Here is a 21,931-nt window from a genome sequence, read left to right on the forward strand (position 1 = left end):
CAACTTCACCGGTTACCTGGAGATCGCGCGCGAGGCCGTCGTCACCTCGATCATCGGCGACGACGGGCCGTTGCCGGCCGCGACCGAGGGCGACGACGTCGAGATCGTGCTGGACGCGACGCCGTTCTACGCCGAGGGCGGCGGCCAGCAGCCGGACTGGGGCCGCATCACCGTCAACGCCAACGGCCGCGACGCCGAACTGACCGTCGTCGACGTGCAGCAACCGGTGCCCGGGTTGATCACGCACCGGGTGACCGTTCTCTCCGGAGAGGTCCGCCCCGGCGACGTCGTCCTGGCCCAGGTCGACCCGAACCGGCGGGCATCGGTGTCCCGGAGCCACTCGGCCACGCACCTGCTGCACGCGGGACTGCGGCGGGCCCTCGGCGACACCGCGGCCCAGGCCGGATCGCTGAACGCGCCCGGCAGATTGCGCTTCGACTTCAAGACGCCCTCGGCGGTGCCGACGAGCGTGCTGGGCGACCTCGAGGACGAGATCAACGAGGTGCTGCTGCGCGACCTCGAGGTGCGGTGGTTCGTCACCGACCAGGAGGAGGCGCGCCGGATCGGCGCGATCGCGATGTTCGGTGAGAAGTACGGCGACGAGGTCCGCGTCGTGGAGATCGGCGACTACTCGCGCGAGCTGTGCGGTGGCACCCACGTTCCACGCAGTGCGGTGATCGGCATGGTCAAGCTGCTGAGCGAGGCCTCCATCGGTTCGGGCGTTCGCCGCGTCGAGGCGCTCGTCGGGCTGGACGCGTTCCGCTACCTCGCCCGCGAGCACGTGCTGGTGTCGCAGCTGGCGAGTGAGTTCAAGACCCCGCCGGACGAGCTGCCCGAGCGCATCGGCGGCATCCTCGACCGGTTGAAGACCGCCGAGCGCGAGCTGGACAAGTTTCGGGCGGCGGCGGTCCTGTCCAGCGCGGGCTCCCTCGCGTCGGCCGCCGAGCAGTTCGGCTCGGTGCAGTTCGTCGGAGCCGAGGCGCCGGCCGGCATCGGCGGCAACGAGCTGCGGTCGCTGGCGCTGGACGTCCGGGGACGGCTCCGGCACGGTGACCCCGCGGTCGTCCTGCTCGCCTCGGCGGTGGACGGCGGCGGCGTCGCGTTCGTGGCCGCGGTGAACGATGCGGGCCAGGCGGCGGGCGTCAAGGCCGGCGAGCTCGTCCGTGCGTTCGCGCCGGTGCTCGGCGCCCGCGGGGGCGGCAAGGCCGATCTGGCCCAGGGTGCCGGTGGAGACGCCGCCAACCTGGGCGACGCCTTGGCCGCCGCCAGGGAACATCTGGCCGCAATTCGTACAGATTGAGTTTGCCGTGAACCGCGACACGCGCGGGCCGGCTGGCATCTGGTTCGCCGTCGACGTCGGCTCGGTGCGGGTCGGCGTCGCCCGCAGCGATCCCCGAGGTGTGCTCGCCGTCCCCGTGACCACCTTGGCCCGCGACCTCGAGCGGGACCGGGACATCGTCGAACTGGCGGGCTTGCTCGCCGAGTACGAGGCGATCGGGGTCGTCATCGGGCTGCCCCGCACCCTCGCCGGCCGGGAGGGCCCGTCGGCGGAGATGGCCCGCGATTACGGCGCTCGGCTGGCTGCGCGGGTCACTCCGCTGCCGGTCGAGTTCCTGGACGAGCGCCTGACCACGGTCTCGGCGCAGCGTAAGCTCCAGCAGGGCGGCGTTCGGGGTCGAGCGGGCCGCGCCGTCATCGATCAGGCCGCGGCCGTCGAGCTGCTGCAGCACTGGCTGGATATCCGCCGGCCCTGAGGGGGCCGGACGCTGGGAGCGAAACCTCCACCGAGGAACGGAGCGTAGGACGTGGCGCGACGCGATCGCGAGTCGATCACCGACTCCGACCCGCACGGCCTGTTCTTCGGCTCCTCCGACGACGACGAAGCCGGCGTTGGCGAGCCCGACGGCCTGGACGGCCACCACCGTCCCCGCCCGGGCGGGCTCCCGGTCCTCGAACAGGTGTCGCGCAGCGAGCGGCGCGCCGAGCGGGGCTCCCATGCGGCCCGTCGCCGCAACCGGCGGCTGCTGGGCCTCATGTCGGCGCTCCTGGTCCTCGTCATCGCCGCGGCGGCCTGGCTGGTGGTGCTGCCGATCTACCACTACCTGCACCCGAGCGACTACAGCGGCAAGGGCGCCGGCGCGGTGGTCATCGAGGTCCAGGCCAACGACAACGCCAAGAACATCGGCACCACGCTGCACGACAAGGGCGTCGTCGCGAGCGTCCGGGCCTTCACCGAGGCGGCCGGTAGCAACTCGCGCTCGCACAACATCCAGCCCGGGTCCTACCGCCTTCGCAAGCACATGTCGGCCAAGAACGCCCTCAACCTGATGCTCGATCCGGCGTCGCGCGTCGACTCCGACGTCGTGGTCACCGAGGGCGCGACGAGCCTCGACGTGCTCAAACGACTCACCGCTCCACCGTGCGCGGCGAACAGCTCGTCGTCGGCGGTGTGCGGGCCGGGCCTGGACGAGGCGGCGGTCGCCAAGGCGCTCAAGGACGTGCAGGCGATCGGCCTGCCGACCGACTTCACGGTCAACGGCAAGACCCCGACTTCGGTCGAGGGGTTCCTCTACCCGGCCACCTACTTCTTCTCCAAGGACGCGAGCCCGGCGGTGGCGCTGCAGGCGATGGTCACCCAGTTCACCGACAAGGCGCGCTCGATCAACTTCGCCGCGGCGGCCGCCCCGCTGCACGTCACGCCGTACCAGGAACTGATCATCGCCTCGATCGTCGAGTCGGAGGCCAAGTTCCCCGAGGACTATCCGAAGGTCGCCCGGGTGATCCTGAATCGCATCGCCGCTAGTCGACCCCTTCAGATCGACGCGACGAGCCGGTACGGCGCGCGGCTGGAGGGGCTCAACCCCGGCAAGGTCAACTACGCCACGTTCGACTCGCCGTACAACACCTATCTGCACGGCGGTCTGACGCCGACACCGATCAGCAACCCCGGCACCGAGGCGATGAGCGGGGCGGCGCATCCGGCCCAGGGCAATTGGATGTTCTACGTCAACGGCGACGCCGACGGCCACCTGTTCTTCACCAACAGCGAGTCCGAGTTCACCAAGGCCGTCGCCACCTGCAAGAAGAACAACTGGGGCTGCGGATAGTGCCGCGGCGGTGCGCCGCGGTGCTGGGGCGCCCGATCGAACACTCGCTCTCGCCCGTGCTGCACCGGGCCGCCTACGCCGAGCTGGGCTTGGACTGGACCTACGAGGCGATCGACTGCGGCGTCGCCGAGCTGCGGGGCGTGCTCGCCGAGCGGGCCGACTGGGCCGGGTTCTCGGCCACCATGCCCCTGAAGCACGCGCTGCTCGACGCGGCCGCCGAGGTGCGATCCGTGGCCGCGGCGGTCGGCGCCGCCAACACGCTCCTGCCCGGACGCCGGGGCTGGATCGCCGACAACACCGACGTCGCCGGCATCGTCGCCGCGCTGGCCGAATACGCCGTCGCCCCTGACTCGGTGACGGTGCTGGGGGCGGGCGGCACGGCCCAGGCCGCGCTCGCGGCTGTGCTCGCCCTCGGCGTCGACGAGGTCATTGTCCTGGTGCGCGACGCGGGCCGAACCGGTGCACTGATGGACACGGCCGAGCGGCTGGGGACGCGCGTGACGCTGGGAGCGCTCGACCCGGCGTCCGCCGGTCTGGGCGCCGGGCTGCTCATCTCCACCCTCCCGGACGGAGCCGCCGACCCGCTCGCCGCACGCCGATGGACGGCCGCGCAGACCGTCCTCGACGTCGTCTATTCCCCGTGGCCGACTCCGCTGGCGGCCGCCGCGGGCGCCGCCGGGGCCAAGGTCGTCAGCGGTGCGCTCATGCTGCTGCACCAAGCAGCCGTGCAGGTCGCGCTGATGACCGGTGCGGACGCACCGCTCGGCGCGATGCGCGTCGCCCTCGAAACCGCCGCCCCGGGCTGCGGCGTCTGACGGCTCGACCTGGCCCGGCCACGACGCTCAGGACCCCGCCGCGCGCTGCAGACGGATCACGATCGACTTGGACGTGGGCGTGTTGCTCGTTTCCGCGGTGGAGTCCAGCGGCACCAGGACGGTCGCCTCGGGGAAGTAGGCGGCGGCACATCCGGACGGCGTGTCGTAGGCAACCGTTTTCCCGCCGCGGTGGGCTCCGTACCGCCGGGCCTCGACGTACGCTCGGGTCATGGCGGGAAGCACCACGCGGCGGTCCATCGTCCGCATGCCGTCGGGCGCCGAACCGGCCCGCACCCCTGACGACCTCGCCGTCGAGGCACCCCTCGTGCTGGCCATGGACGGCGCCGCCATCGCCACCCTGATGCGCACCCCGGGACACGATCTCGAGCTCACCGCCGGCTGGCTCGTCGTCGAGTCGGGCGTGCGCCGCCCCGACGACATCGCCCACCTGCGGTCCTGCCGCGAGGATGACACCGATCGCGTCCACATCACCCTGCGCGCGGCGGTGTGTCCGCCGCGCCCGCGGGCCTTCGTCACCAGTGCCGCCTGTGGCGTGTGCAGCGCCGACCTGCTCGACCTTCGGCCGCTGGCCACGTCGCATCCGCATCGCACCGGCTGGCGAGTCGACCGGGGCGTGCTCGCGACCCTGCCCGACGCGATGCGCCGGCGGCAGAAGGCGTTCGACCGCACCGGCGCCGTGCACGCGGCTGCGCTTGCCGCGGTGGACGGGACCGTGACGGCAGTCCGCGAGGACGTCGGCCGGCACAACGCTGTCGACAAGGTGGTCGGTCACGCCCTCATGGCGGGGGAGCTGCCCGCGCAGGACCGGCTGCTCGTCGTCAGCGGGCGGGTGTCGTTCGAGATCGTGCAGAAGGCGGTGGCGGCCGGCGCCGCCGGGATCGTCGCGGTCTCGGCCCCATCCAGTCTCGCGGTCGACCTGGCCCGGGAGTACGGCCTGCTGTTGGCCGGGATGGTCCGCGGCGACCGGCTCAACGTCTATGCGGGAGACGACTCGATCTCCTGAGATGCAGGAACGTGTTCTAGTCGGCAGACTGCGTTCCGTGACCACCCGAACTTCACGTCGCGCCTTCCTGGCCGGCACTGCCGGTGCCGCCGCCGCGGTCGCCCTGCCCGCCGCCGCGCGGGCCGAGGCCGACTCCGCCGCCGTCCCCTCGGCGACCGCCGACGTGGCCGTCGTCGGCGCCGGGCTCGCCGGATTGACGACGGCCCGCCGCCTGGTCGCCGCCGGACACTCCGTCGTCGTCCTCGAGGCCCGCGATCGCGTCGGCGGCCGGACGCTGAACCACCCGATCGGCGACGGCAAGGTGGCCGAGGCGGGCGGCGAGTTCGTGGGCCCGACCCAGGACCGGATCGTCGCACTCGCCACCGAGGTCGGGGTGGGGACCTTCGACGCCTACGACACGGGCAACAACGTCTACGTCAACGGCTTGATCAATCTGAAGTACAGCGACACCGGGCCGCTCGGCACCGCGCCGCCCGACCCCCTGCTGCTCGCCGACATCATCAAGCTCAGCCAGCAGATCGACCTCATGGCCGCCAACTTCCCGGTGGCCACGCCTTGGACGGCTCCCAACGCCGCCAGGCTGGACGCCGAGACGCTCGAGACCTGGGTGCGGGCCAACTCGGTGAACGCCGAAGGCATCGTCGGGCTGCTACGGCCGTTCACCGAGGCGCTGGTCGGGGCCGAGCCCGGCGACCTCTCGTTCCTCTTCGTGCTCGCCTACGTCGCCGCGGCCGGCAACGCCACTAATCCCGGAACGTTCGAGCGGTTGTTCAACGTCCGCGGCGGCGCCCAGCAGAGCCGGCTGATCGGCGGCTCGCAGGTCGTCGCCCAGCGAGTGGCGTCGGCGCTCGGCGATCGGGTGCACCTGTCGACCCCCGTGCGCCGCATCACCCAGACGGCCACCGGCGTCACGGTCGCCTCCGATGCGCTCACGGTGGACGCCGCCCACGTCGTCGTCGCGATCCCGCCGGCGTTGGCCGCCCGCATCGACTACCAGCCGCTGCTCCCGGCCGCGCGCGACCTGCTGACCCAGCGCCTGGCCATGGGCGCCCTGATGAAGGTGGAGGCGGTCTACCCGACGCCCTTCTGGCGGGCCGCCAACCTGACCGGCCAGTTCCTCACCGTCGGCGGTCCGGTCGGTTACTCGTTCGACAACTCGCCGCCCGACGGCAGCCCCGGTGTCCTCGCCGGTTTCGTCGGCGGGGCGCAGAACCTCAAGTGGGGTCCGAAGCCGTTGGCCGAACGCCGGGCCGCCGTGCTGGCGCAGTTCGCCCGGATGTTCGGCGACAACCGCTACCTGTCGCCGACGGACTACTTCGAGATGGACTGGACCCTGGAGGAGTGGAGCCGCGGCGGCCCGACGGCGATCGCCGGGCCGGGCACGCTCACCGGATACGGCCCGGCGCTGCGCGGCGCGGTCGGCCGGATCCACTGGGCCGGGACGGAGACGTCGGACTACTGGCAGGGCTACATGGACGGCGCGGTCCGCTCGGGCGAGCGCGCCGCGGCCGAGGTGGCCGCCGCGTTCTGAGCGAGCCGCCCGTCCGGTCAGCCGGCTGACGGCCCGTCGTCGGTCTTCGGCGGCTGTTCGGCGGCCAACCGCTGGGCGACCGCCGCAGCCGAGCTGACGGCGTCCACGCCGCCCCCCCGCAGGCCGGCGGCATAGCCCACGAGGAACGTGGTCAACGGCGCGGCCGGCCGGGCGACACCGTGCGCGGCATCGCGGGCGACGTCCAACAGCAGCGTGCGGTCGACGTGCGTCGGGTCGACCCCGAGCTGAGCGGCCAGCTGGGCGATCCAGGTGCTCAGTACGTCGGGCATCAGTCGTCCTTTCCCTGTGCCTCGGCCAGATCGTCCCAGGTGTCGCAGTCGCGGCCCCAGCCGCCGGTGTCCTGCACGTGCACCGGCGCAACGTCGGCGACCAGCGCCCACATGGCGGCACCGGCCGGCGCGCCGAGGCGGTCGAGCGCCGCGCCGAGCTGTGTACGCGGCCACGCCGCCGCCAGATGGTTCGGCCGGCCCGACGCGTCCACCAGGACCGCCGGCCCGCCATCTCGAACCGCCCCGACCAGGAGCGGAATCGCCGGTGCGATCCACGGCAGGTCCGCAGCCAGCACGACGACCAGGTCGGCCGAGGTGGCCGGCAGGCCGGCGGCGATTGCGGCAACCGGTCCACCACCCGGCGGGTCCTCCCGGCAGAACGTCACGGCGCCGTCGACCGGTTGGACGGGTCCGACGACCACGATCCGCTCGGCCTCGGCCACGGCGGCGACGGCGCGGTCGAGCAGACTCCGCCCGGCCACCCGAAGCTGCGGCTTGTCGGCGCCCCCGAGACGACGAGCGGTTCCGCCGGCCAGCACGATTGCGTCGAACACGGCCCCGACGCTAGCGCGCCGGCCGGCGAAACTACTGTCGGATGCATGGCCGCCACCTCGGGTCCCGGACCCACAGTCTTCGTCCTCTTCGGCGCGACGGGCGACCTCGCCAAGCGCATGGTGCTGCCGGCGTTCTACCGGTTGGCGATCGAGGGCCTGCTGCCCAAGGACTGGCTGCTGGTCGGCAACGGCCGCGGCGACCTGTCCCATTTCGACTTCCGCGACCACGTCCACGACGTGCTCAGCCAGTTCGGGCCGAAACCCGAGGACGGTCCGTGGCAGACGTTCAGCGAGCGGCTGTGCTTCGCCGGCGGCGGCTTCCAGACCAGCGATCCCGGCAGCCTGCTCGACGTCCTCCAGGAGGCCGAGGAACGCCTGGGCGGCCGTCCCCAGCTCATCCACTACCTGGCCGTCCCGCCGGTGGCCTTCGCCGGTCTCACCGAGGCGCTGGGCGAACACGGACTCGCGAAGGGCAGCCGAGTCGTCTACGAGAAGCCGTTCGGGACGTCGGCCGAGGACTTCCGCAAGCTGGACGCTGTGGTCCATGGCGTCCTCGACGAGGACCAGGTCTTCCGGATCGACCACTTCCTCGGCAAGGAGGCCACCCAGAACCTGCACGTCCTTCGGTTCGCGAACGGCCTGTTCGACGCGGTCTGGGACTGCGACCGCATCCGCGCGGTGCAGATCGACGTGCCGGAGAAGCTCGGCATCACCGACCGGGCGCAGTTCTACGACGCGACCGGCGCCGTCCTCGACATGCTGGTGACGCATCTGTTCCAGGTCGCCGCCGAAGTGGCCATGGAGAAGCCGGCCAGCTTGAAGGCGGCCGACCTGCAGGCCGCCCGCGAAGAGGTCATCGGCTGCTTTCGACCCCTCGACCCGGACGACGTCGTGCTCGGCCAGTTCGAGGGTTACCGCGATGTCGACGGCGTAGCCGACGACTCCACCCGCGACACCTACGTGGCGGCTCGGCTGTGGATCGACAACGACCGCTGGCGGGGCGTGCCATTCCTGCTGCGCACCGGCAAGCGGTTGGCGGCCAGTAAGCAGACGGTGAGCCTCATCCTGCGCGAGCCGACGGGCCCGCTCGCCGACGTCCCCAAGAACGGCAACGTCCTCCGCCTCGACCTCAGTGGCAGCGGCGCGATCGATCTGCGCCTCGTGGCCAAGCGGCCGGGGCCGTCCCTCGACCTCGAGGTCGCCGACATCGGCCTCGCCCTCGACGCGCTACCCGATGGCGACCCGTTGCCGCCCTACGTCCGCCTCATCAACGACGTGCTGGTCGGTGATCGCAGCCTGTTCACCCGGCCCGACGGCCTCGCCTCGGTCTGGAAGGCGGCCGAGTGCCTGCTCAGCGATCCGCCGGCACCGCGCCCGTACGCGCCCGGCTCCTGGGGTCCGGCCGAAGCCGTCGAGTTGGCCGCGCCCGACGGGTGGCTGCTCGGCCAGTGACGGGCCCCCGCCCCACGGCGAGTGGCGGGCAATGGCGGACGGCGGTGTCTGAAAGACTGTGCGCCGTGTTGCGTTGGATCACGGCCGGCGAGTCGCACGGGCCTGCGCTCGTTGCCGTCCTCGACGGCCTTCCGGCCGGCGTCGAGGTGACCACGGCTGACCTCGGACGTGACCTCGCGCGCCGCCGCCTCGGCTACGGCCGCGGTGCCCGGATGAAGTTCGAGCAGGACGAAGTGGAGCTCACCGGCGGGGTGCGGCACGGCCTGACGATGGGCGGCCCGGTCGCGGTGCGGATCGGCAACACCGAGTGGCCCAAATGGGAGACGGTCATGTCGGCCGACCCGGTCGATCCGGACCAACTCGTCGACCAGGCCCGCAACGCCCCGCTCACCCGTCCGCGGCCGGGTCATGCCGACCTGGCCGGGATGCAGAAGTACGACGTGGACGACGCCCGCCCGATCCTCGAACGCGCCAGTGCCCGGGAAACCGCCGCCCGGGTCGCGCTGGGTGCCGTCGCCAAGGCGTTCCTGCGGCAGGTCGTCGGGACCGAGATCGTCAGCCACGTGGTTGGGATCGGCGCCGTCAGCGCACCGGCCGGCGTCGTCCCCGGACCAGGGGACGGCGACCGGGTCGACGAGTCGGAGGTCCGCTGCTTCGATCCCGACACCAGCGTCGCCATGATCGAGGAGATCGACGAGGCCCGCCGGGCCGGGGACACCCTCGGCGGCGTGGTGGAGGTACTCGCGTACGGCCTGCCGCCGGGCCTGGGCAGCCACACGCACGGCGACCGCCGGCTCGATGCGTCGCTGGCCGCTGCCCTCATGGGCATTCAGGCGATCAAGGGCGTGGAGCTCGGCGACGGATTCGAGTTGGCCCGCATCCGCGGTTCGCAGGCGCACGACGAGATCGTCACTGCCGATGGCGTCATCCGGCGTGTGTCGGGCCGGTCCGGTGGCACCGAGGGCGGGATGACGACCGGCGAGTTGCTGCGCGTGCGGGTGGCCATGAAGCCGATCTCGACAGTGCCCAGGGCCCTGCAGACCATCGACACCGCGACCGGCGAGGCGGCCGTCGCCATCAACCAGCGCTCGGACGTCGTGGCGGTCCCGGCGGCCGGCGTGGTGGCCGAGGCCATGGTGGCCCTCGTCCTCGCCCAGGCCGTACTCGACAAGTTCGGCGGCGACTCGGTGACCGAGACCCGCCGCAACGTCGTGGCGTATCTCGCCCGTTTGGACGAGCGCGGCCTGAGTGCGCCAGGTCCGGACGGTGCGCCGCAATGACTCCCAAGGTCGTGCTCGTCGGCCTGCCCGGCGCGGGGAAGAGCACGACGGGGCGGCGCTTGGCGAAGATCCTCGCCGTGCCGTTCGCCGACACCGACGATCTGGTCGAGCAGGACACGGGGCGGCCGGTGACCGAGATCTTCGCGCACGTGGGGGAGTCCGCGTTCCGGGCGGCGGAGCACGCGGTGGTCGTGCGGGCGCTGGCCGACGCCGAGGGCGTCCTGTCGCTCGGCGGCGGCGCGCTCACCAACCCCGAAACCCGGGCCGCGGTGCGCGCGTCGGGCGTGCCCGTGGTCCAACTGCGCGCCCGGCTCGAGACGCTCGGGTCGCGGGTCGGCGACGCCCGGACGCGCCCGCTGCTCGCCGACGATCCCGCCGGCCGCCTGGCCGAGCTGGCCGCCGAGCGCACCGCCGCCTATGACGAGGTCGCTGCGTTCGTGGTTGACACCGACGGCAAGACTCCCGGCCAGGTCGCCGCCAGCGTGGCCGCCCGCCTGCACGAGCGAGAGGTGAGGCGATGAGCGACGCACGGCGTGCGGACGCCCGCCCGGCCGCGACCGGTGTGACCCGCGTCGAGGTCGGCGGTCCGGCGCCCTATCCGGTCCTGATCGGGCGGGACCTGCTCGGCGAACTCGGGTCGTTGCTCGGCTCGGCCGACCGGGTCGCGATCCTCCATCCGCCTCCGTTGCTCGCCACGGCTGAGCGCATCCGGGCCGATCTGCGGACGCAGGGCCGCGACGCCCACGTGGTCGCGGTCCCGGACGGTGAGGACGCCAAGACGCTGGAAGTGGCCGGCTCCTGCTGGGACGCCCTCGGCGGTCTGGGCTTCACCCGCTCCGACGCGCTGGTCGGGCTGGGCGGGGGGGCCACCACTGACCTGACCGGGTGGGTCGCCGCGGCCTGGCTGCGCGGCGTGAAGGTCGTCCAGGTGGCCACCACGCTGGCCGGCATGGTGGACGCCGCGATCGGCGGCAAGACCGGCATCAACACCGCGGCCGGGAAGAACCTCGTCGGCGCCTTCCACCCTCCGGCCGGCGTCATCTACGATCTCGCCACGCTGCAGACACTGCCGGCGCAGGACTACCGGGCCGGTTTGGCCGAGGTGGTGAAGTGCGGCTTCATCGCCGATCCGGAGATCCTCGAACTGATCGAGAGCGACCCGGTGGTCGCCGGCGAGGCGGGTGGCGCCGTGGAGCGCGAACTCGTCGAACGGTCCGTACGGGTCAAGGCCCGCGTCGTGAGCGAGGACCTGACGGAGCATGGTCTGCGCGAGATCCTCAACTACGGCCACACGCTGGGACACGCCATCGAACGGGCCGAGCGGTACCGGTGGCGCCACGGCGCGGCGGTGTCCGTCGGCCTGGTCTACGCCGCCGCCCTGGGGCGCCGGCTCGGCCGGCTCGACGACGCCACGGCCGCTCGCCACCGGACGGTGCTCGAATCGCTCGGGCTGCCGATCTCGTACGCGCCCGACGCGTTCCCTGCCCTGCTCGAGACGATGCGGGTCGACAAGAAGGCGCGGGGCAACCGGCTGCGATTCGTCGTGTTGGACGGGCTGGCCCGGCCGGGAATGGTGGAAGATCCTGATCCGGCTGTCCTGGCCGCGGCGTATTCGGAGGTCTCATGACAGTGCCCCAGTCGGTTCTGGTCCTCAACGGGCCCAACCTCGGCCGCCTGGGCAGCCGCGAACCGGCCGTCTACGGCTCCACCACGTACGAGGAGCTGGTGGCTCTGTGCGTGCGGGGAGGCGCGGAACTGGGGCTGGCTGTCGAGGTGCGGCAGAGCGAGCACGAGGGAGATCTGCTCGGCTGGCTGCACGAGGCGGCCGACGGGCAGCTGCCGGTCGTGCTGAACGCCGGTGCCTTCACGCACACGTCGGTCGCGCTCGGTGACGCCTGCGCTCTGCTGACGGCGCCCTTGGTCGAGGTGCACATCAGCAACGTCTTCGCCCGGGAGAGCTACCGGCACGCCAGTTACGTGTCGGCGCACGCGACCGGCGTCATCGTCGGGCTGGGCGTCGAAGGGTACGTCCTCGCCTTGTCGTGGCTGTCGGCCCGCTCGCCGTCGGCGGACAGCGATGCCGGTGGAGCCTGACCGCCCGGCCGAGGCGTCCGGCGACTTCACCCGCTTCAGCGAACCGCCGCGGCCCGCCGCCGCCCCGGCGCCGCGATGGTCGTCCCCGGTGCACGCATCGCCGGTCCGGCCCCGTCCGGAGCACGCTCGCCCGGCAGCTCCAGCTGCGCCCGCAATGACGCCGGAACCCGAGCCCGAGCCCGAACGCGAGCCCGAACGCGAGCCGGAACCATTCCGTCCCCACCCTCCGGCCGTCTGGTCCGGGCCGCAGCGGCGCCCGGTGATGTGGGCGCCGCCGGTGGTTCCGGCGCGCGGCTACGAGCAGGGGACTCGGATCCGCCGCTACCTGCCGGTGGCGGTCGCGACCGCCGACCTCGCCGTTTCTGCGGTGCCGATGCCGCTGCGCGTCCTCGACGTCGGCTGCGGCGACGGCTGGCTGCTGGACGAGTTGATCCTGCGGGTACCCCAAGCCGAACTGCACGTCGGGGTTGATCCGGTGCGCCCGGTTCTTGCCGCGGCGGGCGAGACGGTGGATCGCCGAGCCCGGCTCGTCCGCTCGGCGGCGGAGGCTCTTCCCTTCGACGATGCGAGCTTCGATCTCGTGCTGGTCCTTCTGTCCCTCGCCCAGTGGGAGCACCCGCGGGCCGGCGTGGCCGAACTGGCTCGCGTGGTGACCGATCACGGCAAGATCATCATTGTCGACCGGGTCAGCGGGCGCGGCGCGGTCGGGGGCATCGACGTGCTGCTGAACGACGCAGGCCTCGTCGTCGGCCAGGTCACGACGTTGCGGCGCTCGTCGTTGCTGCGTCCGCGGATCCAGGCTTTCATCGCATTCCGATAGACTTCAGTGAGACGGCCACAGGCCGGGGGACGCCGACAAGACGGAGCTGCGCAGTGGACTGGACGCTTGCGCTGGCGGCCCTGGGCATCGGCATCGTCGTCGGCCTCACCGGCATGGGCGGCGGCGCATTGATGACGCCCGTCCTGGTTCTGTTCTTCAGCGTGCCGCCGCTGGCCGCCGTGTCCAGCGATCTGGTGGCCAGTGCGGTCATGAAGCCGGTGGGCTCCTTCGTCCACCTTCGCAACGGAACCGTGCGCATGGACCTCGTCCGCTGGTTGTGTATCGGCTCGGTGCCGGCTGCCTTCGGCGGCGTGCTCATCGCACGCGGGTTGGGTTCCGGCGCCGACATCCAGAACTTCATCCAGACCGCGCTCGGCGTCGCGCTCATATTGGCCGCGACCGGACTGTTCGCCCGCGCCTATCTACGGCTGGCCGAGCGGGCGCGCAACCGGGACGGGCACCGGCCCGCGGACCCCGCGGGACCGCCCGACATCGTCGTCCGGCCCCTCGCGACGGTGGCCGTCGGTGCGGTCGGGGGAGTGGTCGTGGGCATGACCTCCGTCGGCAGCGGATCATTGATCATCATCGCGCTGATGTTGCTGTACCCCACGCTGCGGGCCAGCGAGCTGGTGGGCACCGACCTCGTACAGGCCGTGCCGCTCGTGGCCTCGGCCGCCATCGGGCACATCTTCTTCGGGGACCTGCACCTGTCGGTCACGGGCGCGTTGCTCGTCGGGTCCATTCCGGGCGCCTACGTCGGTGCGCAGCTGTCGTCCCGGCTGCCCGGGGCGTTGATCCGCCGGGCGCTCGCCTTCGTGCTGCTCGCGTCGGCGCTCAAACTGCTCGGCGTGACCACGACGACGACGGCCGTCGTCCTCGGCGCGCTGCTCCTGCTGGCCGGCCCGATCTGGATGGCGCTGCGCCGGGCGCACGGCTTCTCGGCGCTGCCTGTCCGCGAGAAGGTCGTCGCCTAGCGTCAGAAGTACCGGCGGAGGTCGGTCAGCGCCGCCACTTCGACGATGCCGTCATCGGTCGGGTCGAGGTCGGCGTGCTCGTGCGCCCAGGTGTTCGGGTGGGGTACGAAGACGGCCCGCAACCCGGCCGCTCGCGCGGCGATGATGTCGGACTTCGGGGAGTTGCCGATCATCCAGGTCCGGTCCGGATCCAGGTCGGCCTCGGCGACGATCCGCCGATACACCTCGGGCGTCTTGGTCGCCACGATGTGCACGCCGGCGAACCGATCGGCCAGTCCGGACGCGTCGATCTTGCGTTGCTGCTCGTCGTGCGCGCCCTTGGTCATCAGGAACAGGTCGTGGCGTGTTGCCAGGTCGTCGAGGACATCGTGCACCGGTCCGATCAGTTCGAGCTTGCCCGACGTGAACGCCGCGGCGAACTCGTCGAAGCGCTCTCGTTCCCCCGTCCCGACCGGACGCTGCATGAGATGGGTGAAGCAGTCGGCCAGCGACCGCAAGAACACCTGGCTGCCGTACCCGTGCGTGACGATGTTCGCCTCTTCGATGTCGGCCAGGATGCGGCGGATCTCGGTGTGGGAGAGGGTCGGGTGTTCGAGCCACGCGATGTAGTCGTCGACCACCCGCTCGAAGATGACGTTGTTCTCCCACAGGGTGTCGTCGGCATCGAAGATCAAGTTCTGACGGGCGGTGAGCACGCACCGATCATGCCGGGACCACCACCTCTTTCGGTAAGGAGATTTCCTCGACCGCCCAGTAGCGCGATACGCCGATGTCCTCGAGGAAGACCAGATCGTGGCTCGCGACGATCAGGGCGCCCCGGTAACCCGCGAGCGCGTCGGTGAGCTGCTCGAGGCTGTCGAGGTCGAGGTTATTGGTGGGCTCGTCGAGCAGCAGCAGCCGGGGTGCGGGCTCGGCCAGCAGCAGGCAGGCCAGGCTGACCCGGAAGCGCTCGCCGCCCGACAGGGTGCCGGCGAGCTGATCGACCCGGTTGCCGCGGACGAGGAAGCGGGCGAGCTGTGCCCGCACCTCGTTCGGAGTCGCGCTCGGTGCTGCCGCCCGGACGTTGTCGAGCACCGTTCGGGCGTCGTCGAGGACGTCCAACCGCTGCGGCAGGTACGCGCTCGGCACCGACGGTTGGTCGACCGCGCCGTGCGGATGGTCGCGGCGCCCGACGATCGCTTCGAGCAGCGTGGTCTTGCCCGATCCTTTCGGCCCAACGACCGCGATCCGCTCCGGCCCGCGGACGATGAGCTCACCAACGCGAAGGACGGTGCGCCCGGCGGGGACTGCGGTCGCCGGCAGATCGACCCGGATCCGGTCGTCGTCACGCAACGACTGCTCGGCCACGCTGAGTGCGTCGCGGGCGTCGCCCAGCCGCCCTGACTGCACCGCGCGGTACTTGCCGGCCGACACCTGCGCCTTGCGCTTGAGGCCGTTCGCGACGATCTTCGGGACGCGCTTCTCCAGCTCGGCCTTCCTCGCCGTCCGCAGGCGCCGCGCCAGCTTCACCTGCGTCTCGACGTACTGGCGCTTCTCGCGGGCGACCTCGCCCTCGGCCGCCCGCACCTGGCGTTGCGCGGTTTCCTGCTCGGCCGACAGGATCTCGGCGTAGGTCGAGTACGGTCCGCCGAACAGGCGGGCGTGGCCGTCGCGAAGCTCGACGATCTCGTCCACCCGCTCGAGCAGTTCGCGGTCGTGGCTGACGACGATCAGCACCCCGGGCCAGCTGTCGACTGCGATGTAGAGCAGCTCGCGGGCCGGGCGGTCCAGGTTGTTCGTGGGCTCGTCCATCAGGCTGATGGCGGCGCGACGAAGCAGGAGCCCGGCGACTCCGGTGAGTACCGCTTCGCCGCCGGACAGTGTGCCGACCGGGCGATCGAGGACGTCGTCCACGCCACGCAGCACGCCGAGCCGGTCGAGAGTCTCGAGCGTCCGGGCCTCGACCTCCCAGTCGTCGTCGAGCGCGGTGAACTGCGCAGGGTCGGCGTCCCCGGCGACGATCGCGCGCAGGGCGGTGCGCCGCGCACTGATGCCGAGGAGGTCGGCGACCGTCCGCCCGGTCAGCAGTGGCAGGTGTTGTGGCAGGTACGCGACGTCGCCGGAGATTGCGAGCGACCCGCCCAGTGGCGTCAGGTCTCCGGCGATCAGGCGGAGCAGCGTGGACTTGCCGCCGCCGTTGCGCCCGACGAGGCCGGTACGGCCGGTGCCGAAGCTGACGTCGAGGCGATCGAGGACAGGGGTGCCGTCGGGCCAGGCGAAGCTGAGCTCGCTGGCGACGACGGATGAGGGTGCAGGCAAGAGGTCTCCCGAGAAGGGTGCCGATGCGGACATCGCGACACCACAGGGGTGTCAGACCTCAGAACTTCACCGAAGGACCTCCGACGTGGGGGATGCGACGCCACCCACGTTAGCCGGGGGCTCCGTGCGAATTCCGGAGTGCGGCTCGGTGCGGCCGACGTTTGGCACAAAGCCTCAGCGTCGGGACGAAAATCCCCTTTTCCTGACCGGTTTGCACCCACACACATCAAACGCACATCCGGCCGGCCGGCGGTCAGCAGAACTACGACGTGACCCCGGGCTTCACCGGGACGCTGAACACGACTGTGGCCGGTCTGGTGGGGGTCACTCCGCAGGCGGACAGTGTCGCCAGCGGCCGGTTCCGGCGCCGCCGGTGACCCATCGGCTACCGTATTGTTACTCACCAGTAACAAGCGGAGGTGGCAGCGATGAAGGTACTCGACCTGTACGAACGCGCGACCAAGGTGCCCGTTGTCGGCCGCGCTGCCTTTTCCCTGGCTTTCGGCCTCAAGGCCCCGTACTTCCTGACCATTGCGCCGAGTGTCGTCGAGCTCCGGCCGAACCATGCCGCGGTGCGCATTCGCAAGTGGTGGGGGGTGCACAACCACATCGGCACGGTGCACGTGATCGCGATCGCCAACGGGCTGGAGATGGCGATGGGCGCGCTGGCTGAGTCGACGATCCCGGCCGAGCTGCGCTGGATCCCCAAAGGCATGGAACTCGAGTACCTCGCGATGGCGGACTCGACGATCCTGGCCACGGCGGACACCGACCCCGCCGATTGGACCCAGCCCGGCGAGGTCGACGTCCGCGTCGAAGCCACCCGCGTCGATGGCACCGTCGTGGTGCGCGGCGTAATCCGCCTGCATGTGAGCGAGCGGAAGAAGCGCGAGCGGACGCTCAGCGCAGTCGCCGGCTGACGAAGACCGGCGCCTCCTTCGCGAGGTTCGCGTTACGGGCGATGCGGTGGTTGGCCCCCCGCATCAGCCGCGCTTGCAACACGGTCTCGGTCCAGAACGCCCAGCGGGGCGACTGCGTCCAGGTCCGGTGGAACAACCGCTTGGTCATCGCGATCGCGTCGGGTGACCGCGTCATGAGCTCGCCGGCCAACGCCTCGGCCTCCTTCAGCGGATCGTCGGCGACGCCGGTGACCAGACCAAGCTCGAGCGCCCGGCGGCCGTCGAAGACCTCGGCGGTCATGGTCAGCCGCTTGGCCACGTCCATGGGCACCAGCTCCCGCAAGCTGACCGAGCCGGTCATGTCGGGGATCAGCCCCCATTTGCCCTCCATGATCGACAACTCGCAATCCGGAGTGGCGAACCGAAAGTCGGCGGCCAGGGCCAACTGCAGCCCGCCACCGAAGCAGTGGCCGTGCAGCACGGCGATCACCGGAACCGGCAGCTCGCGCCACACCCAGCAGGCCTGCTGGAACAGATTCGTTCGGCCCGGCACTTTGAGCGCGGCCCGGGCGAGCGCGACCGGACCGGCCTTACCCATGGACGCGAAGTCCAGCCCCGCGCAGAAGGAGTTGCCGTCACCGGCGAAGATCACCGCGCGGACCGACGGGTCGCGCTCGACGCGGCCGGCGACGTCGACGAGCCCGCGCAGCATGGGCAGATCGAGCCCGTTGTACTTCTCGGCGCGGTTCAGGGTGACGTAGGCGATGCCCTCGCGGACGTCGAGGAGCACTCGGGGCACTCGGTCGGTCATGGCCCGAGACTACGGCGACTAGACTCGACCGCTGGCCCGCGTCCCGGACGCCCGCATTCGCACTTCGAGGAGACAACACCGTCGTGGCAACCACCAACGACCTCAAGAACGGCCTGGTGCTCAACATCGACGGCCAGCTCTGGACCGTCGTCGAGTTCCAGCACGTGAAACCCGGCAAGGGCGGCGCGTTCGTGCGCACCACACTCAAGAACGTGCTCTCGGGCAAGGTGGTCGACCGGACATTCAACGCCGGGACGAAGGTCGAGACGGCCAACGTCGACAAGCGGGCGATGACCTACCTGTACAAGGAAGGCACCGACTACGTCTTCATGGACAGCGACACCTACGACCAGGTGCACGTCCCGTCCGAGACGGTCGCGCAGAACGCCGACTACCTGCTCGACAACGCCGAGGTCGCCGTCGCCGTCCACGACGGGACGCCGCTGTACCTCGAGCTGCCGACCAGCGTCGAGCTGATCATCAGCCACACCGACCCCGGCGTGCAGGGTGACCGCTCCACCGGCGGCACCAAGCCGGCGACGCTCGAGACCGGCGCCGAGATCCAGGTCCCGCTGTTCGTGACCACTGGCGAGAAGGTCAAGGTGGACACCCGCGACGGTCGGTACCTCGGCCGCGTCAGCAGCTGACCGACCGGTGGCCGCCCGCAGCAAGGCCCGCAAGCGAGCGTTGGACGTCCTCTACGAGGCCGACGTCCGCGGTGTCGACGCGCTGCGCACGCTCGCCGACCGGGTCGCGCTGGCCGAGCCGCCGGTGAACGACTACACGATCGAGCTCGTCGAAGGGGTGCAGGCCCACCGCGACCGCATCGACGAGATCCTGGCCGACTACGCCGAGGGCTGGGCCGTCGAACGGATGCCCGACGTCGACCGCGCGATCCTGCGCGTCGGTGTGTTCGAGCTCCTCTGGCGCGACGACGTCCCGGACCCGGTGGCCATCGACGAGGCGGTCGAGCTGGCCAAGTCCCTTTCGACCGACGAGTCGCCGCGTTTTGTCAACGGCGTACTGGCCCGGGTTGTCCGCGACCGGCCTGCCGCCGAGGTCTGATCCGCCGCCGCGTTGTAGGCTCCCAGGAAATCACTCCTTTAAAGGACCGTCCCGTGAGGCGGACAAGGAGGCGTCATGAACGGGAATCCTCGGGCTGCCCGGGTGCCGGCCGGCTCTGCCGACGATCCGGCGAACACCTCCGTCGTCCTCTCCGCCGCCGACGTCGCGCGGATCACGGACCGGATGGCCCACCAGATCATCGAGACCGTCGCCAAGGGTGATTTCGATGCGGTGCTGCTCGGGATACCGACGCGGGGGGTTCCGCTCGCCCAGCGTTTGGCCGCGCGGATCGAGGTCTTCGCCGGGGTGGCGCTGCCGGTGGGCTCGCTCGACATCACGCTGTACCGCGACGACCTGCGCATGCGCGGCGTGCGCCCGCTCGGCGACACGGTGGTGCCCGCCGGGGGCATCGACGGCCGCACGGTGATCCTGGTCGACGACGTCCTGTTCTCCGGCCGCTCGTGCCGGGCCGCGCTGGACGCGCTGATCGAACTCGGCCGCCCACGCATCGTCCAGCTGGCCACGCTCGTCGATCGGGGCCATCGCGAGCTGCCGATCCGGGCCGACTACGTCGGCAAGAACCTGCCGAGCTCGCCGACGCAGAAGGTGCGGGTGCTCATGACCGAGGTCGACGGCTCCGATGCGGTCCTGCTGGAGGAAGCGTGAAGTCACTGCTGTCGGCGGCCGACCTCGACCGCGCGGAAGCGCTGGCCATCCTCGACACCGCCGAGCGCATGCACGCCGTCCAGACCCGCGAGGTGAAGAAGCTGCCGCCGCTGCGCGGGCGCACCGTGGTCAACCTCTTCTTCGAGGACTCGACCCGCACGCGGTCCTCTTTCGAGATCGCCGGCAAGTGGTTGTCGGCCGACGTGATCAACGTGAGCGCGAAGGGGTCGAGCGTCAGCAAGGGCGAGAGCCTGCGCGACACCGTGCTCACCGTCGAGGCGATGGGCGTCGACGCACTGGTCGTGCGGCACAACGCCTCCGGCGCCGTGGCCCGCATCGCCCAGTGGGTGTCGTGCCCGGTGGTGAACGCCGGCGACGGCACGCACGAGCACCCGACGCAGGCGCTGCTCGACGCGTACACGCTGCGCGGCCGGCTGGGCGAATTCGCCGACCGGCACGTGGCGATCGTCGGCGACATCACCCACAGCCGGGTCGCCCGGTCGAACGTCCTGCTGCTGCGCACGCTCGGCGCCCGCGTCACCATCGTCGCGCCGCCGACACTCATGCCCTCGGGCGTCTCGAGCTGGCCGTGCGAGACGAGCTGGGACCTCGACGCGGTGCTCTCCGGCAAGGCGCACGGCGACGTCGACGCAGTCATGATGCTGCGAGTGCAGCGCGAACGGATGAGCGGCGGCTACTTCCCGACCGAGCGCGAGTACGCGATCGGCTACGGGCTGTCCCCGGAGCGGGTGGATGTGCTGGGCGAGCAGGTGCCGATCCTGCACCCCGGCCCGATGAACCGCGGGCTGGAGATCTCGTCGGCCGCCGCGGACGGGGTGCGCTCGGTCGTGCTCGGGCAGGTGCAGGCCGGCGTCTCGGTGCGGATGGCCGTGCTCTACCGCCTGCTCGCCGGCGCCGAGGAGGTCGGAGTCTGATGACGATCGCGCTGCGCGGGGTGGCCCTGCTGGGCGGCAAGCCGGTGGACGTGCTGATCGAAGGCGGCTTCATCGCCGAGATCGGAGCCCGACTGGCCGGCGACACCGTCATCGACGCCGGCGGCCTGGTGCTGCTGCCCGGGCTCGTCGATCTGCACACTCACCTGCGCGAGCCGGGCCGCGAGGACACCGAGACGATCGCGACCGGTTCCGCGGCCGCCGCGCTCGGCGGGTTCACCGCGGTGCACGCTATGGCCAACACCGATCCAGTCGCCGACACCGCCGAGATCGTCGAGCAGGTGCACCGCCGGGGGATCGAGGCCGGCCTGGTGGACGTCCGTCCGGTCGGTGCCGTTTCCAAGGGCCTGGCCGGCGAGACGCTGGCCGAGATCGGCAACATGGCCCGCTCGGGCGCGGCCGTCCGGGTGTTCAGCGACGACGGGCGCTGCGTGTCAGACTCGCGGCTGATGCGTCGCGCGCTCGAGTACGTCAAACCGTTCGACGCCGTGATCGCCCAGCACGCCCAGGACCCGCGGCTGGCCGACTCGGCCGCCTGCGCCCACGAGGGCCCGCTGTCGGGCCGGCTCGGGCTGCCCGGCTGGCCCGGGGTGGCCGAGGAGTCGATCGTCGCCCGGGACGTGATGCTCGCCGAACACACGGGGTCACGGCTGCACATCTGCCACGTCTCCACGGCCGGGACGGTCGAAGTGCTGCGCTGGGCCAGGGCGCGGGGCATCCCGGTCACCGCCGAAGTGACGCCGCACCACCTGCTGCTCACCTGTGATCTGCTCGAGGACTACGACCCCGTTTACAAGGTGAACCCGCCGCTGCGCCCGGCCGAGGACGTCGAAGCACTCCGCGCTGCGCTGGCCGACGGGATCATCGACGCGGTCGCCACCGATCACGCACCGCACGCCGCGCACGACAAGGACCACGCGTTCGGTGACGCCGCCTTCGGGATGCTCGGGCTGCAAACCGCGCTGGGCGTGGTGGCGCAGGCGATGGTCGGCACCGGGTTGCTGGACTGGGCCGGTGTCGCGGACCGGATGTCGGTCCGGCCGGCGGCGATCGGCCGGCTCGGCGCACACGGTCGCGCGATCGAGGTCGGGGCGCCGGCCAACCTGACGCTCGTCGATCCGTCAGCGCCGTGGACGGTCGACCCCGCGGCGCTGGCATCGAAATCGCGTAACACGCCGTTCGCCGGTTCGGTGCTGCCCGCCCGCGTGGTCGCCACGCTGCTGCGCGGCCGGCTGACCGTGTCCGACGGCGCCGTGGCCGAACCCGTGCCGGCATGACTTGTACACAAGCAACGGAAA

The 21,931-nt window shown here is 71.5% G+C and carries 25 protein-coding genes; 19 read left to right on the forward strand and 6 right to left on the reverse strand.

The genetic code is table 11. From position 1 onward, the window contains the following. The 4 genes from ABR571_RS11020 to ABR571_RS11035 form a co-directional block, all read left to right on the forward strand. Window positions 1-1,300 (forward strand): DHHA1 domain-containing protein (locus ABR571_RS11020; protein WP_409453249.1); only part of this gene is annotated, 1,300 nt, incomplete at its 5' end. Window positions 1,301-1,307: 7 nt separating this feature from the next. After that, window positions 1,308-1,754, forward strand: a complete 447-nt coding sequence (gene ruvX, locus ABR571_RS11025; protein WP_409453250.1) for a Holliday junction resolvase RuvX — start codon at window positions 1,308-1,310, stop codon at window positions 1,752-1,754. Window positions 1,755-1,805: 51 nt separating this feature from the next. Further along, window positions 1,806-3,107 (forward strand): endolytic transglycosylase MltG, encoded by a 1,302-nt coding sequence (gene mltG, locus ABR571_RS11030; RefSeq protein WP_409453251.1) that lies wholly within the window; start codon window positions 1,806-1,808, stop codon window positions 3,105-3,107. After that, window positions 3,107-3,922 (forward strand): shikimate dehydrogenase, encoded by an 816-nt coding sequence (locus ABR571_RS11035; protein WP_409453252.1) that lies wholly within the window; start codon window positions 3,107-3,109, stop codon window positions 3,920-3,922. The genes mltG and ABR571_RS11035 overlap by 1 nt, the downstream gene beginning before the upstream one ends. A gap of 27 nt (window positions 3,923-3,949) precedes the next feature. Here the strand turns inward: ABR571_RS11035 and ABR571_RS11040 are convergent, their stop codons facing one another. Continuing rightward, the gene (locus ABR571_RS11040; protein WP_409453283.1) at window positions 3,950-4,153 is read right to left on the reverse strand and encodes a hypothetical protein; all 204 of its coding nucleotides are present in this window, start codon (window positions 4,151-4,153) and stop codon (window positions 3,950-3,952) included. Here ABR571_RS11040 and ABR571_RS11045 point away from each other — a divergent pair. Both ABR571_RS11045 and ABR571_RS11050 read left to right on the forward strand, forming a co-directional pair. Beyond that, the gene (locus tag ABR571_RS11045) at window positions 4,152-4,946 is read left to right on the forward strand and encodes a formate dehydrogenase accessory sulfurtransferase FdhD (RefSeq protein ID WP_409453253.1); all 795 of its coding nucleotides are present in this window, start codon (window positions 4,152-4,154) and stop codon (window positions 4,944-4,946) included. The two genes, ABR571_RS11040 and ABR571_RS11045, sit on opposite strands and share 2 nt — an antisense overlap. A gap of 37 nt (window positions 4,947-4,983) precedes the next feature. Continuing rightward, complete coding sequence (locus ABR571_RS11050; protein ID WP_409453254.1) at window positions 4,984-6,477, forward strand: flavin monoamine oxidase family protein; 1,494 nt, start codon at window positions 4,984-4,986, stop codon at window positions 6,475-6,477. A gap of 17 nt (window positions 6,478-6,494) precedes the next feature. Here ABR571_RS11050 and ABR571_RS11055 read toward each other — a convergent pair whose 3' ends face one another. Further along, window positions 6,495-6,767 (reverse strand): DUF6457 domain-containing protein, encoded by a 273-nt coding sequence (locus tag ABR571_RS11055; RefSeq protein WP_409453255.1) that lies wholly within the window; start codon window positions 6,765-6,767, stop codon window positions 6,495-6,497. Next, window positions 6,767-7,321 (reverse strand): molybdenum cofactor guanylyltransferase, encoded by a 555-nt coding sequence (locus ABR571_RS11060; protein WP_409453256.1) that lies wholly within the window; start codon window positions 7,319-7,321, stop codon window positions 6,767-6,769. The genes ABR571_RS11055 and ABR571_RS11060 overlap by 1 nt, the downstream gene beginning before the upstream one ends. A 45-nt stretch (window positions 7,322-7,366) precedes the next feature. Here ABR571_RS11060 and ABR571_RS11065 point away from each other — a divergent pair, with 45 nt between their 5' ends. From ABR571_RS11065 to ABR571_RS11095, 7 genes are all read left to right on the forward strand, one after another. Further along, window positions 7,367-8,773, forward strand: a complete 1,407-nt coding sequence (locus ABR571_RS11065) for a glucose-6-phosphate dehydrogenase (RefSeq protein WP_409453257.1) — start codon at window positions 7,367-7,369, stop codon at window positions 8,771-8,773. A gap of 65 nt (window positions 8,774-8,838) precedes the next feature. Beyond that, window positions 8,839-10,053 (forward strand): chorismate synthase, encoded by a 1,215-nt coding sequence (gene aroC / locus ABR571_RS11070; RefSeq protein ID WP_409453258.1) that lies wholly within the window; start codon window positions 8,839-8,841, stop codon window positions 10,051-10,053. Next, window positions 10,050-10,574 carry a shikimate kinase gene (locus ABR571_RS11075; protein ID WP_409453259.1) on the forward strand — a complete coding sequence of 175 codons (525 nt, stop codon included), beginning with the start codon at window positions 10,050-10,052 and terminating at the stop codon, window positions 10,572-10,574. The genes aroC and ABR571_RS11075 overlap by 4 nt, the downstream gene beginning before the upstream one ends. Continuing rightward, window positions 10,571-11,680, forward strand: coding sequence for a 3-dehydroquinate synthase (gene aroB, locus ABR571_RS11080; RefSeq protein ID WP_409453260.1), 1,110 nt, complete (start codon window positions 10,571-10,573; stop codon window positions 11,678-11,680). Before ABR571_RS11075 ends, aroB begins: the two co-directional genes overlap by 4 nt. After that, window positions 11,677-12,147, forward strand: coding sequence for a type II 3-dehydroquinate dehydratase (aroQ, locus tag ABR571_RS11085; RefSeq protein WP_409453261.1), 471 nt, complete (start codon window positions 11,677-11,679; stop codon window positions 12,145-12,147). Before aroB ends, aroQ begins: the two co-directional genes overlap by 4 nt. A gap of 154 nt (window positions 12,148-12,301) precedes the next feature. Then, window positions 12,302-12,967 carry a class I SAM-dependent methyltransferase gene (locus tag ABR571_RS11090; RefSeq protein ID WP_409453262.1) on the forward strand — a complete coding sequence of 222 codons (666 nt, stop codon included), beginning with the start codon at window positions 12,302-12,304 and terminating at the stop codon, window positions 12,965-12,967. A gap of 53 nt (window positions 12,968-13,020) precedes the next feature. Next, complete coding sequence (locus tag ABR571_RS11095) at window positions 13,021-13,941, forward strand: sulfite exporter TauE/SafE family protein (protein ID WP_409453263.1); 921 nt, start codon at window positions 13,021-13,023, stop codon at window positions 13,939-13,941. Window positions 13,942-13,943: 2 nt separating this feature from the next. Here the strand turns inward: ABR571_RS11095 and ABR571_RS11100 are convergent, their stop codons facing one another. After that, window positions 13,944-14,636 carry an HAD family hydrolase gene (locus ABR571_RS11100; RefSeq protein WP_409453264.1) on the reverse strand — a complete coding sequence of 231 codons (693 nt, stop codon included), beginning with the start codon at window positions 14,634-14,636 and terminating at the stop codon, window positions 13,944-13,946. Window positions 14,637-14,643: 7 nt separating this feature from the next. Further along, a complete protein-coding gene (locus ABR571_RS11105) occupies window positions 14,644-16,272 on the reverse strand; it encodes an ABC-F family ATP-binding cassette domain-containing protein (protein WP_409453265.1) in 1,629 nt (542 codons plus the stop codon). 395 nt (window positions 16,273-16,667) lie between these two features. On the opposite strand from ABR571_RS11105, the gene ABR571_RS11110 reads away from it, so the two are divergent. After that, window positions 16,668-17,159: a hotdog fold domain-containing protein gene (locus ABR571_RS11110; RefSeq protein ID WP_409453266.1), complete on the forward strand. Its 492-nt coding sequence runs from the start codon at window positions 16,668-16,670 to the stop codon at window positions 17,157-17,159. On the opposite strand, the gene ABR571_RS11115 is transcribed toward ABR571_RS11110, so the two are convergent. Continuing rightward, entirely contained in the window at window positions 17,140-17,949 is an 810-nt protein-coding gene (locus ABR571_RS11115; protein WP_409453267.1) for a crotonase/enoyl-CoA hydratase family protein, read from the reverse strand. The two genes, ABR571_RS11110 and ABR571_RS11115, sit on opposite strands and share 20 nt — an antisense overlap. Window positions 17,950-18,032: 83 nt before the next feature. Here ABR571_RS11115 and efp point away from each other — a divergent pair, with 83 nt between their 5' ends. From efp to ABR571_RS11140, 5 genes are all read left to right on the forward strand, one after another. Further along, entirely contained in the window at window positions 18,033-18,596 is a 564-nt protein-coding gene (gene efp, locus ABR571_RS11120; RefSeq protein ID WP_409453268.1) for an elongation factor P, read from the forward strand. Between the two features lie 7 nt (window positions 18,597-18,603). Beyond that, window positions 18,604-19,014 (forward strand): transcription antitermination factor NusB, encoded by a 411-nt coding sequence (gene nusB / locus ABR571_RS11125; protein ID WP_409453269.1) that lies wholly within the window; start codon window positions 18,604-18,606, stop codon window positions 19,012-19,014. Window positions 19,015-19,089: 75 nt separating this feature from the next. Next, window positions 19,090-19,680 carry a bifunctional pyr operon transcriptional regulator/uracil phosphoribosyltransferase PyrR gene (gene pyrR / locus ABR571_RS11130; RefSeq protein ID WP_409453270.1) on the forward strand — a complete coding sequence of 197 codons (591 nt, stop codon included), beginning with the start codon at window positions 19,090-19,092 and terminating at the stop codon, window positions 19,678-19,680. Continuing rightward, complete coding sequence (locus tag ABR571_RS11135; RefSeq protein WP_409453271.1) at window positions 19,677-20,615, forward strand: aspartate carbamoyltransferase catalytic subunit; 939 nt, start codon at window positions 19,677-19,679, stop codon at window positions 20,613-20,615. Before pyrR ends, ABR571_RS11135 begins: the two co-directional genes overlap by 4 nt. Further along, window positions 20,615-21,910 (forward strand): dihydroorotase, encoded by a 1,296-nt coding sequence (locus tag ABR571_RS11140; protein WP_409453272.1) that lies wholly within the window; start codon window positions 20,615-20,617, stop codon window positions 21,908-21,910. The genes ABR571_RS11135 and ABR571_RS11140 overlap by 1 nt, the downstream gene beginning before the upstream one ends. The last annotated feature ends 21 nt before the right edge of the window (window positions 21,911-21,931 follow it).

The organism is Jatrophihabitans sp. (assembly GCF_046262535.1).
Classification (GTDB): Bacteria; Actinomycetota; Actinomycetes; order Mycobacteriales; family Jatrophihabitantaceae; genus Jatrophihabitans.